Annotated in this window: 12 protein-coding genes; 6 read left to right on the top strand and 6 right to left on the bottom strand. The window is 72.3% G+C overall.

The features are described from left to right. Window positions 1-42 precede the first annotated feature (42 nt). The 6 genes from ACFYM0_RS12570 to ACFYM0_RS12545 are packed head-to-tail and all read left to right on the top strand — an operon-like array spanning window position 43 to window position 9,168. Window positions 43-1,107: an ABC transporter substrate-binding protein gene (locus ACFYM0_RS12570; RefSeq protein WP_388499958.1), complete on the top strand. Its 1,065-nt coding sequence runs from the start codon at window positions 43-45 to the stop codon at window positions 1,105-1,107. Further along, window positions 1,104-2,060: an ABC transporter permease gene (locus tag ACFYM0_RS12565; protein WP_388499955.1), complete on the top strand. Its 957-nt coding sequence runs from the start codon at window positions 1,104-1,106 to the stop codon at window positions 2,058-2,060. The genes ACFYM0_RS12570 and ACFYM0_RS12565 overlap by 4 nt, the downstream gene beginning before the upstream one ends. After that, entirely contained in the window at window positions 2,036-2,857 is an 822-nt protein-coding gene (locus tag ACFYM0_RS12560; protein WP_388499952.1) for an ABC transporter ATP-binding protein, read from the top strand. The genes ACFYM0_RS12565 and ACFYM0_RS12560 overlap by 25 nt, the downstream gene beginning before the upstream one ends. Beyond that, window positions 2,841-4,226: an LLM class flavin-dependent oxidoreductase gene (locus ACFYM0_RS12555; RefSeq protein ID WP_388499949.1), complete on the top strand. Its 1,386-nt coding sequence runs from the start codon at window positions 2,841-2,843 to the stop codon at window positions 4,224-4,226. Before ACFYM0_RS12560 ends, ACFYM0_RS12555 begins: the two co-directional genes overlap by 17 nt. Next, window positions 4,223-8,134: an ABC transporter ATP-binding protein gene (locus ACFYM0_RS12550; RefSeq protein WP_388499947.1), complete on the top strand. Its 3,912-nt coding sequence runs from the start codon at window positions 4,223-4,225 to the stop codon at window positions 8,132-8,134. Before ACFYM0_RS12555 ends, ACFYM0_RS12550 begins: the two co-directional genes overlap by 4 nt. After that, a complete protein-coding gene (locus ACFYM0_RS12545; protein WP_388499945.1) occupies window positions 8,131-9,168 on the top strand; it encodes an aldo/keto reductase in 1,038 nt (345 codons plus the stop codon). Before ACFYM0_RS12550 ends, ACFYM0_RS12545 begins: the two co-directional genes overlap by 4 nt. Before the next feature lie 62 nt (window positions 9,169-9,230). Here the strand turns inward: ACFYM0_RS12545 and ACFYM0_RS12540 are convergent, their stop codons facing one another. From ACFYM0_RS12540 to ACFYM0_RS12515, 6 genes are all read right to left on the bottom strand, one after another. Continuing rightward, complete coding sequence (locus ACFYM0_RS12540; protein ID WP_388499942.1) at window positions 9,231-9,893, bottom strand: methionine ABC transporter permease; 663 nt, start codon at window positions 9,891-9,893, stop codon at window positions 9,231-9,233. Beyond that, the gene (locus ACFYM0_RS12535; RefSeq protein WP_388499939.1) at window positions 9,890-10,906 is read right to left on the bottom strand and encodes a methionine ABC transporter ATP-binding protein; all 1,017 of its coding nucleotides are present in this window, start codon (window positions 10,904-10,906) and stop codon (window positions 9,890-9,892) included. The genes ACFYM0_RS12540 and ACFYM0_RS12535 overlap by 4 nt, the downstream gene beginning before the upstream one ends. Continuing rightward, the gene (locus tag ACFYM0_RS12530) at window positions 10,903-11,781 is read right to left on the bottom strand and encodes a MetQ/NlpA family ABC transporter substrate-binding protein (protein WP_388499936.1); all 879 of its coding nucleotides are present in this window, start codon (window positions 11,779-11,781) and stop codon (window positions 10,903-10,905) included. Before ACFYM0_RS12530 ends, ACFYM0_RS12535 begins: the two co-directional genes overlap by 4 nt. Before the next feature lie 130 nt (window positions 11,782-11,911). Then, window positions 11,912-12,580, bottom strand: a complete 669-nt coding sequence (locus ACFYM0_RS12525) for a hypothetical protein (RefSeq protein ID WP_388499935.1) — start codon at window positions 12,578-12,580, stop codon at window positions 11,912-11,914. Between the two features lie 243 nt (window positions 12,581-12,823). Next, a complete protein-coding gene (locus ACFYM0_RS12520) occupies window positions 12,824-13,918 on the bottom strand; it encodes a hypothetical protein (RefSeq protein WP_388499932.1) in 1,095 nt (364 codons plus the stop codon). A gap of 159 nt (window positions 13,919-14,077) precedes the next feature. Further along, the gene (locus ACFYM0_RS12515) at window positions 14,078-15,499 is read right to left on the bottom strand and encodes a hypothetical protein (RefSeq protein WP_388499929.1); all 1,422 of its coding nucleotides are present in this window, start codon (window positions 15,497-15,499) and stop codon (window positions 14,078-14,080) included. Between the last annotated feature and the right edge of the window lie 36 nt (window positions 15,500-15,535).

Here is a 15,535-nt window from a genome sequence, read left to right as displayed (position 1 = left end):
CCCGGCGACCGGCGAGTCCCCGTCATGAGAACAGGAACGTCCATGCCCTCCCGCACCTCCTCTCCCCGATTGGGGCGCAGAGGATTCCTCACGCTCGCCGGCAGCGCATTTCTGGCTGCCGCCGGATGCGCCCCCCAGACCGAGAACGCCGCCCATTCCGGACCCGTGGGCGAGTTGCCCACCGGACCGCCGCCCGCCGGAACTTCCCTGGCCGTGGCCGTTCGGACCTCGCAGATCCAACTGGCCACCTCCGGACTGGACAAGGAACTTCCCTTCAAAGTCTCCTCGTGGGTCAACCTCAACGCGGGCCCCGACATCATCCAGGGATTCCGGGCACGCTCGATCGACATCGCGAGCAATGCGGGAATTCCGCCGATCCAGGCCGAGGCCATCGGCGTGAAGGCCCGGATCGTCGCCGTGCAGGAACGCCCCAAGCCCACCTACACGTTCGCCACCGCGCCCGGCTCGTCCATCACGGCCGCAGAGGACTTCAAGGGCAAGAAGATCGCCTTCTCCCAGGGGCAAGCCCAGGGCGTGGTCGTCCTGCGGGCCCTGAAGAAGGCCGGACTCGCCCATTCCGACGTCCGGCTCGTGGCGCTGCCGAGCACCCAGTTCCTCACTGCGCTCCAGTCGAAGCAGGTCGACGTCGCGCCCCTGGGCGAACCGACCCTGACCAAGTACCTGAACCAGTACGGGAAGGACGGCGCCCGCGGCATCCCGACCGAGGTCGTCGACCTGCTCACGGTCCTGTGGGCGCCCCTGGAAGTCCTGAACGACCCGGCCAAAGCGGCTGCCGTACGCAGCTACGTCACGCTCTGGGCGCAGGGCGTGGCCTGGGCGTGGGACAACTCCGATCAGTGGATCGACGCGTACTACGTCAAGGACCAGGGCGTCGCCGCCGCCGACGGCAGGCGCATCGTCGACTCCCTCGCGAAGCCCCGGTTCCCGGCCAAGTGGGACAACGCCATCGCGTGGGAGCAGGAGACCGCGGACCTGATGGCCGAGGGCGGCTTCGTGCCGAAGATCGACGCCAAGTCCCTGTTCGACCGGCGGTTCGAGGGACTCGCGGCCGCCGCCGTCCCGGCCGGATTCCGGGAGGGAGCATGAGCGAGGCCCTCACCGACCTGCGGGTGCAGGCACCGGCCTCCGGGGCCCTCGCGGACACGTCCGGTCCGGTGACCGGAGAGACCGGCACCGTCATCGAGAAGCCCGGCACCGAGGCTGCCCCGACCGGCGTCGCCGCGGACCCGCGCCTCGTGCGGCGGCGCCCCGCCGGCCGCAAGCCCCGGCGGCTGAGCCCCGGTCGCGGCGTCCCCTTCGGCCGGCTCCTGGGGCCCGCGCTGCTCGTCGCCGTCTGGTGGGCGGCGTCCGCCGCCGGGGTCCTCGACCCGCGCATCCTCTCCGGCCCCGGCACCGTGATCGCCACCGCCGGCGATCTCGTGGCGAACGGCCGGCTACAGGGCAACGTACTCATCTCGCTCCAACGCGCGGGCCTCGGGCTGCTGTTCGGCATCCTGACGGGTGTTGCGGCCGCCGTGATCGCAGGACTCAGCCGCACCGGCGAGTACCTCGTCGACGGGCCGTTCCAGATCAAACGCGCCATCCCTTCGCTGGCGATGCTGCCCCTGCTCATCCTCTGGCTCGGCATCGGCGAGCAGATGAAGGTCACCGTCATCGCCCTCGGCGTCGCGGTGAACATGTACATCAACACCTACGCGTCGCTGACCAGCATCGACAACCGCCACGTCGAACTCGCCGAGGTGCTCGGGCTGAGCCGGTGGCGGTTCCTGCGCAAGGTGGTCCTCCCGGGCTCCCTGCCCGGATTCTTCGTCGGACTGCGGCTCGGCGTCACCTCGGCCTGGCTGGGCCTGATCGTCGTCGAGCAGATCAACGCCACCAGCGGCATCGGCTACATGATGTTCCAGGCCCAGCAGTACGCACAGTCCGACGTGATCATCGTCGGCCTGGTGGCGTACGGGATCTTCGGCTACTCCTCCGACGCACTGGTGCGCGCCGTCGAACGGAGGGCCCTGTCATGGCGCCGTACGCTGGCGGGCTGACCGCCGAGTCCGGTACCCCGGTACGGGGCCCCGCCCCGGCCGCGGTGCGCACCCGCGGGCTGATCCGCCGCTTCGGCGACCGGATCATCCTCAAGGAACTCGACCTCACCCTCGGCGCGGGCGAGTTCACGGCGCTCCTGGGCCGCAGTGGCTCCGGCAAATCGACCCTGCTGCGCGCCGTGGCCGGCCTCGACCACGACGTCGACGGATCGGGCGGGCTGACCGTCCCCGACCGGGTCTCCCTCTCCTTCCAGGACTCCCGCCTGCTGCCCTGGCTGCGGGTGCTGGACAACGTCACCCTCGGACTGCGCGGACCCGGCGTCCGCGAACGCGGCGTACGGGCCCTGGCCGAGGTCGGACTCGAAGGCCGGGAGCGGGCCTGGTCCCACGAGCTGTCCGGAGGCGAGCAGCAGCGCGCCGCCCTGGCCCGCGCCCTGGTGAGCGATCCCGAACTGCTCCTGGCGGACGAGCCGTTCGGCGCCCTCGACGCCCTGACCCGGATCCGCATGCACGGACTGCTGCGCGAACTCTACGAACGCCACCGCCCCGCCGTGCTCCTCGTCACCCACGACGTGGACGAGGCGGTGGAGCTCGCCGACCGCGTGCTGGTGCTGGACGAGGGCCGCATCTCCCTCGACCTCGCCGTCGACCTGCCCACCCCCCGGAGCCGGCGCCACCCCGGCTTCCAGGAGTACCGGGACACCCTGCTCGCCGCCCTCGGCGTAGCGCAGCACCCGACGCCCGCCGCCGCGACCGACCACCACCAGAAGGACGAACCCGATGTCCCGAAAGCCTGAGCGCAAACCCCTCCACCTCAACGCCTTCCTGATGTCGGTGGGCCACCACGAGGCGTCGTGGCGGCTCCCCGAGAGCCCCGCCGACGGCGGCACCGGCATCGCGCACTACCAGAACCTCGCCCGCATCGCCGAACGCGGCCTGCTCGACTCGGTGTTCCTCGCCGACAGTCCCGTCCTGCAGGGCGACCCCGGCCGCCGGCCCTCCAGCAAGCTGGAGCCGACCATCCTGCTGACCGCGCTGGCCGCGGTCACCAGCAGGATCGGGCTCATCGCCACCGCCTCCACCAGCTACAACGAACCCTTCAACCTGGCTCGCAGGTTCGCTTCCCTCGACCACGTCTCGAACGGCCGCGCCGGGTGGAACATCGTCACCACGGCCGGCGCCGAGGCCGCCCGCAACTTCGGCCTCGACGACACCCCGCTGCACCACGACCGCTACCGGCGCGCCGCCGAGTTCGTCGACGTCGCGACGAAGCTCTGGGACAGCTGGGCCGACGACGCCGTCGTCGCGGACAAGGAGGCCGGGGTCCACACCCTGGCCGAGCGGGTCCGCCGCATCGAGCACCGCGGCGAGTTCTTCCGCGTCGACGGTCCGCTCAACGTGGAGCGCTCCCCCCAGGGACACCCCCTCCTCGTGCAGGCGGGCTCCAGCGAGGACGGCAAGGACTTCGCGGCACGCTACGCCGAGGCGGTGTTCACCGCGCAGCAGACCCTCGAGGAGGCGACCGCCTTCTACAAGGACGTCAAACGGCGCGCCCTCGCCCTCGGCCGGGACCCGGACGGCATCAAGATCCTTCCGGGTATCGTCCCCGTCATCGCGGACACCGAGGACGAGGCCCGCGAACTGGACGCCGAACTGGACCGGCTCATCGTCCCCGAGTACGCCAAGCGGCAGCTCGCCCTGCGGATCGGCATAGACCCCGCGGCCCTGGACCTCGACTCCGAACTGCCCGCGGACATCCCCACCGAGGACGAGATCGAGGGAGCCAAGAGCCGCTACACCCTCGTCGTGGAACTGGCCCGCCGCGAACGGCTGACCGTACGGCAGCTGATCGGACGGCTCGGCGGAGGCCGTGGGCACCGCACCTTCGCGGGCACCGCCCGGCAGGTCGCCGACACCATCGAGCACTGGTACGACAGCGGCGCCGCCGACGGCTTCAACATCATGCCGGCGGTCCTGCCCTCCGGGCTGGAGCGCTTCGTCGACGAGGTGGTCCCGATCCTCCAGGAACGCGGCCTGTTCCGCACCGAGTACACCGGCACGACCCTGCGCGAGCACTACGGGCTCCCGCGCCCCGCAGGCCATCCGGCCGACGGCTCCGCCGCGCCCGCCGGCCACCCCGGCATCGGCCTGGTGGAGGCCCGGTGACGGGCTGTCCCACCGCCACGACGCAGCCGGCCACCGCGCACGACGCGGCGGCCGGCCCCGTCGGCGGACCACCGGCCGACGGCTGGGCCCGCCGGCTCGTCGGCTACTGCCTGCGCCACCGCACCGACCTGCTGCTGGCCTTCGGAGCAGCCGCGGTGGCGGCGGTCGCCGCCGCCGTCCTGCCGCTCGTGCTGCGCCACGTGGTCGACGACGTCGCCGCCGCGGACGGCACCGCCCTCGTGCCCTGGACCGTGCTCCTCGGAGCCCTCGGAGCGGTTCGTTTCGGGGCGGCCTTCGTCCGCCGCTACCGCTCGGGGAGCCTCTCCCTCGCAGTCCAGTACGACCTGCGGGGCGACGCCTTCGCGGCCCTGCTGCGGTTCGGCGGGCCCCAGCAGGACGGCCTGCGCACCGGGGAGGTCGTGAGCAGGTCCATCTCGGACATCACCCTCATCCAGACCCTGCTCCAGTTCCTGCCCAACCTCACGGGCAACGTGCTGATGTTCGGCGTCTCCCTCGTCTTCATGGCGTGGCTCTCGCCGCTCCTCACCCTGGTCGCCCTGATCGTCGGGCCCGCCCTGTGGATGATCGCCCTGCACAGCCGCCGCACCCTCTTCCCCGCCAACTGGCACGCCCAGCAGGAGGCGGCCGAGGTGGCCTCCACCGTCGAGGCCACCGTCACCGGGGTGCGCGTCGTCAAGGGCTTCGGCCAGGAGCACCGCGAGCTGCGCGGGCTGGAGGAACGCGTCCGCGCGCTCTTCGCCTCCCGGCTGCGCGTGGTCGCCTTCACCAGCCGCTACAACCCCGCCCTGCAAGCCGTACCGGCCCTCGGACAGGTGGCGGTGCTCGCCCTCGGCGGCTGGCTCGCGATCGACGGCCGCCTGTCCCTGGGCACGTTCCTCGCCTTCACCGCCTACCTCGGCGCCCTCGTCACGCCGGTGCGCCAGGTCGCCACGCTGCTCACCGTCTGGCAACAGGCCCGGGCGGGCGCCGAACGCGTCCTGGAGATCATCGACGAAGCACCCGCGATCGACGACGCCCCCGGCGCCCACCCCCTCGGACCCGCCGCCCCGGCCCTGTCCTGGCGCGAGGTGACCTTCGGGTACGGCGGGGCCGCGCCCCTGCTGGACGGCTTCAGCCTGGACGTGCGACCGGGGGAGACGCTCGCGCTCGTCGGCCCGGCCGGCTGCGGCAAGTCCACGGTCGCCGCGCTCCTGCCCCGGTTCTACGACCCCCGGTCGGGCACCGTGACCGTCGGCGGCCACGACGTACGGACCCTCACCCTGGCCTCCCTGCGGTCCCGGATCGGCTTCGTCTTCGAGGAGAGCCTCCTCCTCTCGGACTCGATCCGCTCCAACATCGCCTACGGAAGCCCCGATGCGACCGACGCCCGGATCCGCGAGGCCGCCCGGCTCGCCCGGGCGGACGAGTTCATCGACCGGCTCCCCGACGGATACGACACGGTCGTCGGCGAACAGGGACTGACGCTCTCCGGCGGCCAGCGCCAGCGGGTCGCGCTCGCCCGCGCCCTGCTCATCGACCCCGCCGTGCTCGTCCTGGACGACGCCACCTCCGCCCTGGACGCCCGCGTCGAAGCGGAGATCCACACCGGCCTGGGCGAGGCCGGCCGCCGGCGCACCACCCTCATCGTGGCCCACCGCGAGTCCACCCTCGAGCTCGCCGACCGCGTAGCGCTGATGGACGGCGGCCGGATCGCCGACATCGGCACCCCGGACGAACTGCGTGCCCGCTCGGCCCTCTTCCGCTCCCTGCTGTCCACCTCGGACCGTCCGGAAGACACCGATGCCCCCGACGCGGGCGCCGGGGCCGCGCACCCCCTCCGCGTCCCGGTCGGCGGACTCACCGAGGAGCTGTGGCGACGGCCGGACGCGGAAGGGCCCGTACGCCACGAGGGCACCGCGGTCCGCGCCGCGAACGCCCTCGCCGCGGCCGCCGCCTCCGGCCCCGGCCGCGGGGGACCCGGCAGCGGGGTCCTCGGCTCCGCCCCGCCGTCCCCCGAGCTGCTGGCCGCCCTCGAGAAGACCCCGATGCCCGCCGCCGAGCCCGGCGTCCCGCTCGCTCAGGCCGTGGCGGGCGACCCCGCCTTCCGTCTCGGCTCCCTGCTGCGCCCCTTCCGGGTCCCGCTGCTCGGCGGGCTCCTGCTGGTCGCCCTGGACGCGCTCGCCCAGATCGCCGTACCCGTACTCGTCCGGCACGGCGTCGACAGCGGGGTCACCGGCCAGGCGCGGGGCGTCCTGCTCGCGGCGGCCGCGGCCGCGGCCGCCGTCGTCGCCGCCAACTGGCTGCTCGGCGTCACCCAGGTCCGCACCACCGGGCGCACCGGCGAGCGGCTCCTCTACACCCTGCGGGTCAAGACGTACGCCCAGCTGCAGCGACTCGGCCTCGACTACTACGAGCGGGAACCCGCCGGGCGGATCATGACCCGGATGACCACCGACGTGGACGCCGTGTCGAACTTCCTCCAGACGGGCCTCATCACGGCGGTCGTCAGCCTGCTGACCGTCCTCGGAGTCCTGGTGTCCCTGCTGGTCATCGACGCGCAGCTGGCACTGGTCCTGCTGGCCGCGCTGCCCCCGCTGATCGTCGCGACCGCCCTCTTCCGGCACTACTCCGTCCCCGCCTACCTGGAGGCCCGCGAGCAGATCAGCGCGGTCAACGCCTACCTCCAGGAGAACGTCGGAGCCCTGCGCATCACCCAGGCCTTCCGCCGGGAACAGCGCAACGCCGAGGAGTTCGCGGCCCTCGCCAGGGCGTTCGGCACGTCCCGGCTGCGGGCACAGCGGTACATGGGCACCTTCTTCCCCTTCGTCGAGTTCCTCGGCACCCTGTCCACGGCCGCCGTCCTCGCGGTCGGGGCCGGACAGGTCGTCTCCGGCGGACTGACCGCGGGCACGCTGATCGCGTTCCTGCTCTGCGTCGAGCTGTTCTTCGCCCCGATCCAGCAGCTGTCCCCGGTCTTCGACGGGTACCAGCAGGCGGTCATCGGCATGAACCGGCTGCGCGGCCTCATGCGCATGCCCGCCGGCACGCCCCCGGCGGCCGCCCCGCGGCCCGTCAGGGCGCTGCGCGGGGAGATCGAGTTCGACGACGTGTCGTTCCACTACGAAGGCGGCTCGGACCGGGACGTGCTGCACGGCATCGGGCTGCGCATCGCCCCGGGCGAGACCGTCGCCCTCGTCGGGACCACGGGCGCCGGCAAATCGACGGTGGTCAAACTCCTCGCCCGCTTCTACGATCCGGCCTCCGGAGCCGTCCGCGTCGACGGCCACGACCTGCGCGAACTCGACCTGACGGACTACCGGCGCCGGCTGGGCATCGTCCCGCAGGAGCCGCACCTGTTCGGCGGCAGCGTCCGCGACGCCATCGCCTACGGACGCCCCGAGGCGACCGACACGGAGGTGGAGGCGGCGGCCCGGGCCGTCGGAGCCCACGAGATGGTGGCCGCGCTCGCGCACGGGTACCTCACGCAGATCGGGGAACGCGGCCGGGGCCTCTCCTCGGGCCAGCGCCAGCTGCTCGCCCTCGCCAGGGCCGAACTCGTCGACCCCGACATCCTGTTGCTCGACGAGGCGACCGCATCGCTCGACCTCGCCACCGAACGGCGGGTCACCGCCGCCGTCGAGGCCCTGACCCGGCGCCGCACGACCGTGGTGGTGGCACACCGCCTCACCACGGCCGCCCGCGCCGACCGGGTGGTCGTCCTCGACGCCGGGACCGTCGTGGAGACGGGCACGCACAGTCAACTGCTGTCCGCACAGGGGCCGTACCGGCGCCTGTGGGACGCCTACCGGCCGGGCGGCGCCGACGTCCGCGCGCCGGGTCCGGCCGACACCCATACCGATCAAGCCGACAGCCTTGCCGATCAACTCGTCAACGGGAGTGCACGATGACCGACTACCGCCTGCTCGGACGCACCGGCGTCAAGGTGAGCCCGCTCGCCCTGGGCACCATGATGTTCGGGGCCCGGGGAAACACCGACCACGACGACAGCGTCCGGATCATCCACCGGGCCCTCGACTCGGGCATCAACTTCGTCGACACGGCCGACGTCTATTCGGCGGGGGAGTCGGAGACCATCGTCGGGAAGGCGCTCGCCGGAGGCCGGCGGGACGGCGTGGTACTGGCCACCAAGTTCCACGGAAGCCTCGGTTCGGATCCCAACGAGCAGGGAAACAGCCGCCGTTGGATCATCCGCGAGGTGGAGAACAGTCTGCGCCGGCTCGGCACCGACTGGATCGACCTCTACCAGGTGCACCGGCCCGAGCCCGAGACCGACTTCGACGAGACGCTGGGCGCGCTCAGCGACCTCGTCCACCAGGGCAAGATCCGCTACATCGGCACCTCCACCTTCGAGCCCTCCGCGATCGTCGAGGGCCAGTGGCTCGCCGAGCGCCGCGGCCGCGAACGGGTGGTGACCGAGCAGCCCCCGTACTCGCTGCTCGCGCGGGGCATCGAGCGCGAAGTCCTGCCCGTCGCCCAGCGTTACGGGCTCGGCGTGCTCAGCTGGAGCCCGCTCGCCGGCGGCTGGCTGTCCGGCCGCTACCGCAAGGGCGGCGACCAGCCCACCTCCAGCCGGACCGACCGGCAGGCCGAGCGCTTCGACATCGCCGACCCCGGGAACGCGGCCAAGCTGGACGCCGCCGAGGCACTGGCCCAGCTGGCGCAGGAGGCGGGGCTGACCCTGGTGCAGCTCGCCCTGGCCTTCGTCCTGGAGCACCCCGCCGTCACCTCGGCCATCATCGGGCCGCGCACCTTCGAGCAGCTGGAGAGCCAGCTGGGAGCCGACCGGGTACGGCTGAGCGCGGACGTGCTCGACCGCATCGACAAGATCGTGCCGCCGGGCACGAACCTGTCCACGCGGGACGCCGGATACGTGCCGCCCGTGCTGTCGGACCCGCGGCTGCGCCGCCGCCCGCGCGCCTGACCGGCCGGGCCGCCGTCCCCTCCCCCCGGACGGGGACGGCGGCCCGACGCGGGTGCGTGGCGTCAGCGGCGGAGCACCTTGCGGGACACCACGTTGCCGAGGAGCTGCGCCGACTGCACGAGGGCGATCAGCACGAGCACCGTCACCACCATCACCGAGGTGTCGAAGCGCAGGTAGCCGTAGGTCATCGCCAGGTTGCCGACGCCGCCGCCGCCGACCGTGCCGGCCACCGCCGAGAAGTCGATCAGTGCGACGAGCATGAAGGTCATGCCGAGGACCAGGGGTCCGAGCGCCTCCGGGACGAGGACCGTGAGCAGGATCCGCAACGGGCTCGCGCCCATGGAGCGTGCCGCCTCGATCACGCCGGGTTCGACGGACAGCAGGTTGGACTCCACGATGCGGGCGACCCCGAACGTCGCGACGACCGTCATCGGGAAGATCGCGGCGTTCGTGCCGATCATCGTGCCGACCACCCCGCGCGTGACCGGGGCGAGCGCGACGATCGCGATGATGAACGGCACGGGCCGGATGATGTTGATGAGCAGGCCCAGGACCGTGTGGACGATCCGGTTCGGCAGGACACCGCCCTTGCGCGTGGCGTAGAGGGTGAGTCCCACCGCCAGGCCGCTGACGGTCGACAGCGCCAGGGTGATCAGCACCATGTAGACGGTCTCGCCGGTGGCGTCGAGGACCTTGGGCCAGAACGTGCTCCAGTCGGCCTTCACCGGACACCCGCTTCCGCGCGGTCGGGTACGCGCAGCCCGGCGACGACGGCCTCGACCGCGCCGGCCTCGCCGCGCAGCTCCAGCGTCACACTGCCCAGGGGGCGTCCGCGAACCTCGGCGACGCCTCCGTGGACGAAGGTGAAGTCGACGCCGTGGACGCGCAGGAGCTCCGAGAGGCCCTCCAGGGCGGGGTTGCCGTCGACGACGGGCAGCGTGACCAGGTGGCCGGGGTGGCGGGTGCGCAGCCGTTCCAGGAGCCCGGCGTCCGGCGCGCCGTGCTGTGCCGAGCGGACGAAGGCGGCCGTGGTCGCGTGGCGGGGCCGTGCGAAGACCTCGTAGACCTCGCCGCTCTCGACCACCTTGCCGTCCTCCATGACCGCGACCCGGTCGCACAGGGTCCGTACGACCTCCATCTCGTGGGTGATGAGGAGGATCGTGACGCCCAGCTCGCGGTTGACCCGGCGCAGCAGGGCCAGTACCTCGCCGGTGGTCTGCGGGTCGAGGGCGGAGGTCGCCTCGTCGCACAGCAGGACCTTGGGGCGGGTGGCGAGCGCGCGGGCGATGCCGACGCGCTGGCGCTGGCCGCCCGAGAGCTGTTCGGGGTAGCGCTTCCCGTGGCCGGCGAGACCCACGAAGTCCAGCGTCTCCTCGGCGCGGGCCCGAGCCGAGGTGCGGTCCATCCCGGCGAGGCGCAGCGGGTAGAGCACGTTGCCCAGGACGGTGCGCGAGCGGAAGAGGTTGAACTGCTGGAAGATCATGCCGATCTCACGCCGGATGGGCCGCAGCCGGCGCTCGCCGAGGGACGAGAGGTCCTGGCCGTTCAGCAGCACGCTGCCCGAGGTCGGCTCCTCGAGGCCGTTGACCAGGCGCAACAGGGTGGACTTGCCCGCGCCGCTGTGCCCGACGACGCCGTGGACGGTGCCCGCCCCGACGGTGAGGCTGACTCCGTCGACGGCGCGCGCTCCGCCCGGGAACTCCTTCGCGACATCGCGCAGTTCCACGGCGGCGGTCATCGCTTCAGCTGCTTCTGGATCCGGGCCACCTCGGCCTGCAGTTCGGCGGCGGGCAGCTCGATGTGGTGGGCGGTGCCGTTGCTGGTGCGGCGGACCTCGTCCTGCACGACCTGCGACGCGTAGAGCTTGACGATCTTCTGATAGTCCGCGTCGTCCTTCCGGTCCGCGCGGGCGGCGATGACGTTCAGGTAGGGGACGGACTGCGGCCCGGCGGGATCGTCCTTGAAGAGCGCGGTGTCGGCCTTGATGCCCGCGAGTTCGGCGACGCCGTCGTTGATGATCGCGGCGTCCGTGTCCTTGAGGGTCCGGGGGGTCTGCTGGGCGTTGACCGGAGTGAGCTTGACGTGCTTGGGATTGGCGGTGATGTCGTCGGGGGTGGCGAAGAGGCCCGCGTCCTTCCGTAGCTCGATGATCTTCGCCTGTTCCAGTACGCGCAGGCCGCGCCCCTGGTTGGCGGGGTCGTTGGGAAGGGCTATCTCGGCCCGGTCGGGGAGGTCCGCGAGCTGCTTGTGCTTGCTGGAGTAGAGGCCGAGGGGGACCACCGTGGTCGCGGCGATGGGGGCGATGTCGGTCTTGTTCTCGGTGTTGGACTGGGCGAGGAAGACCAGGTGCTGGAAGGCGTTGAGCTCGATGTCGCCCGCGCTGAGAGCCTTGTTGGGCAGCGAGTAGTCGTCGAACACCACCGTCTCCACGGTGAGGCCCTCCTTCTTGGCCTCCCTGGCCAGGACGTCCCACTCCGGGGAGTCGCCGGAGACGCCGACCCGAATGTGGTGGTCGTCCGGGTCTCCGGCGCCGCAGCCGGACAGGAGGAGCGTGAGGACGGCGGCGGTGGATGCGGCGAACAGGGTACGTCGACGCGGCAGTGCAGAAATCATCGTGTGATCCATGTGCAGAGGAAGAGCCAAACGAAGGGATAGCTGGATCGTAGATCGAACTCGTCCAGTCGCCTTCGAATCTTTGGTTCAATTCACGAATCTGCAATGAATGGAAGGATCGTGTGGATCGTCAGCCCACGAACTCTTCATCCCCGTAGCGCACTTCCGCGGTGTCCCAGTCGACTCCCAGCTCCACCGTGAGCTTCCGGGCGAGGGGGAGATCGGCGAGCGGTGCGATCAGGATGAGCCGGCCGTCGACGGTGACGGAGCCGCCGCCGAGCCGTTCGCGGGCCTCGGGGTCCGCGAGGAGGGCGTCATGGAGGCGGGTCGGGCTCACTCCCGGTGCCTGGATCTCCACGGCGTCGGTGTCCGGCGAGTTCCGCGGCAGGCAGCGGAACGTCAGCACCGACTCCTGGTGGTACTGCTTGCGGATGACGCCGGCGATGTGGCGCAGCCCCTCGGGGCCGACCCGGTCGACCTCGAACTCGCGCGAGCGCTCGTAGGTGGTCTGCTTCAGCTCGCCGGACCAGAAGACTCCGTCCAGCAGGGTCGAGGAGCCGGGCTTCGCTCCGTGGGACCGGATGATGCCGCGCACCTCGCGGTCGAAGCGGTGCAGGCGCGTCCGCAGCCGGGGGTCCGCCGGGTCCGTGATGATCGCCGTGTTGTCGGTGGCGAAGATCTCCGCCGCCGCCGGGCAGCTCCGGAGCGGGGCAGGGCTCGCGTGCGCGCTCCCCGTGCCGGCCGATCCCAGCGCGAGGACCCCGACCGCGACCAGGACCCGAAAGTACTGCTGCCTCATGTTCCAACTCCCTCTCCGGGAAACGGTGGTGGTGCACCGGTGGTGTACCGGTGGCGGACGGAAGTCCACGTCACCTCGGGCAAGGAGAACCCGATCGGTCCCGCACGCGTCAGGAAGATCGCGAACGTTCACGTGATCGTCAAGAAGTGCCCGCGGGGGCCGGGCCGGGCCGGACCGGGACCGCCGCACGGGCGGTCCCGGCCGGGCGGGCAGCGGCGGGAGGGCGGGAGCCGCGCCGGCTGCCTACCGCCAGACGACCGCGCGCCAGCGGACCGGCCAGCTCCTCGAACTGCCCACGTCACCCGCGACGTTCCCGTTCGTGTTGATCGCGAGCGGCTGGGTCCTGTCGATGCCGGCGGGAAGGGGAAGGGCGGTGACCCGCCCCCGTGGGTCCCATGTCACGGCACGCTCGTCGGAGGTGCCGACGCCGGTCCCCGCGTCGTTGATCCCGTTGACGAAGACCCGGCCCGTGCCGGGCAGCACCTCGAGTTCGGTGGTGTCGTTCCCGTCCCACCTCACGGCGTGGTCGTTGACGTTCCCGACGACGACGTCGGCGTTGTTGACGCTCACGGACCGTGCGCCGATCCCCTGTGACGGCAGGGCCTCGAACCTCTTCCCGCGCGGGGCACGGACGGCCTTCCACTCCCCGGCCCCGTCGGTCGCCCGGCCGATCACCGTGCCGCGGTCGTTGATCGCGGCCGGCTCGCTGTACGAGCCCCCGAGCGAGCCGAGGTCGTGGACACGGCCCGCGGTGTCCCAGCGCACGGCACGGGTCTTCTCGCCCGGCACGAACACGTGGCCGGCGATTTCTCCCCGCTTGTTGATCCCGGTGGCCACGCCCCCCTCCGCCCTCGCGGGCAGGCGCAGTACGGTCGCCCGGCCGTCCGGGCCCCAGCGCACCGGGCGCGTGCGACCGGCCGTCGACAGACGTCCCACGGCGACGTGGGCGTCGTTGATGTCCTGGGCTTCGCCGTCGACGTAGCCCGGCGGTTCCTCGAGCCGGGTGAGGGCGCCCGACGCGTCCCATCGGGCGGCATGGCGCACGCCGTCCGCCGTGGCGGTGAAGCCGGCCACGGTGCCGTCCTCGACGATCTTGGCCGCCTGCCCGCCCGAACCTCCGCAGACGGCCTGCAGGCGGATGAGGGAGCCGTCGGCGCCCCACCGTACGAGGTAACCCTCGTCGTTCTCGTCGAGGGAGAGCCCCACGACGTCCCCGGCGTCGTTCATCGCCTGGGCCGAGCTACTGGAATGGCCTGCCAGGAGCGGCAGTTCGTACATCGAGACGGCGACGCCGGAGGGCGCGGAGAACGCGGAGGGCGCCACCATCACGGATAACATCGCGGAAATCACCACGGGCATCAAGAAGATCTCCCCTGTCTTCTCGGACTGACACGGCGCCGGACGCACTCGCCACCCCTGTTGATCCCCCGGGCGACGGGAACGGCACGACGCCCGAGCCCTGCCCCGACCGCGACCCGGAGAAACGTGCCCGGATCTTCAGGAGCACAGGACGTGCACCAGGCTCTCCAGAGCGGTGTTGTCGAGTGCGGTGCGGTGCGCGAGCTTGTTGCGGGACACCCGCAGGGTGCGCAGCCGGTTGGCCTCCGGCTGCGTGAGCCGCACGTGGCCCTGCAGGTGGGCGCGCCACATCATGCCGAGTTCCATTTCGGCCCGCTGGCCGTAGATGGCGGCGAGTTCGGGCCGGGGGAGGCGGGAGCGGATCCCGATCACCTCGGTGAACTGCTCACGGGCCTCGTCCAGCAGGGGCAGCAAAGCGTGATTCTGGGCCAGCCAGATGCGGGTGCGCACGCTGTGCTCGTGCTCGGCTGCGCCGCCGGGCCGGTGGCGCAGCCGTCCGTCCCATCGGTCCAGCCTGCCCAGATCCCATTCGGGGCGCAGCGAGGCGTTCGGATGGAGCAGGGCCGCGATGGGCTCCGAACTCCGGGGCCCGGGTACGGCGGTCCGCTCGGGCACGGTGGTCCGCTCGGGTACGGGCCCGCCTGTGAGGAGCCGCAACTGCGCGGGAAGACTGTCCGGGAGTCCGTCCCACTCCACCGCCAGCCGCGCGGCGAGGTCGAGGAAAGGCCCGCACACCTCGACCACGGTGGCCTGCGCCACCGCTTCGAGGAGCTGGTGGCGGGCGGCCGGGCCGGAGGGGAGGGGCCGGGCCATGGCGACCACGGTGGCGGTGTCCAGCCGGCCGAGGGCGCCCCACCACCAGTGCACGCCGATGTCCTCGCGCGCGATCTGCTCCGGCAGCTCCACGGGCAGCCCCGCCGACGTGGCCAGTACGAGCAGCCGGGGGCGCCGTTCGGGAGGCAGACCCGCCGCCTTGACGGTGGCGGAAAGCCGGCGCAGCAGTTCGGTCGCCGCCGTCGGAGCCGGTTCCTGCCAGCCGCGCACCAGGATCACCCGGCTCGCACCGGGGCCGCCCGGAGTGGCGGTGAGGCGGTCGAGCAGCCCCTCGACTCCGGTGTGCCCCCGGTTCTCGTCCGAGGCCTTGTCGCCCAGTTCCTTGACGATCCTGTCGGCCAGGTCGTGGAAGGTGGCTCCCTCCGGCGGGCCGTCCGGTGCCGGGGACCGGGGCCCGGGCACCGCCGCGCTCCTCGTCCGCACGGCCGAGAACCCGGACAGGCCGTCGTCGTAGTCCAGGATCGGGTCCGGGCCGTCGCCCCACGGGCTCGAAGACAGGGGAACCGGTGGGCCTGCGGCACGACTCCCGCGCGCCCCGCCGTCGCCGGGTGCGGGCACGAGGACGAAGTCGGCCAGCTCGTGGAGGAGCTCGTTCAGCAAGTCCTCGACGGCGGCCGGCTCCCCGGTCAACTGGGTCTGCGGGAAAAGGCAGAGGCAGCTCCGCCCCGACCGCAAGTCGGCCAGCAGCCTTCGCATCCACAGCCGCACTCCGGGCAGTGCGGCCACGGAGGTTCCGGCGGTCACATCCGGTTCGGGGGCGGG

Origin of the sequence: Streptomyces sp. NPDC006487 (genome assembly GCF_042870555.1) — a bacterium.
In the GTDB taxonomy this organism is placed as follows: Bacteria; Actinomycetota; Actinomycetes; order Streptomycetales; family Streptomycetaceae; genus Streptomyces.
The sequence above is the reverse complement of the archived record's forward strand: the minus strand, read 5'-3'. Positions and strand labels throughout refer to the sequence as shown.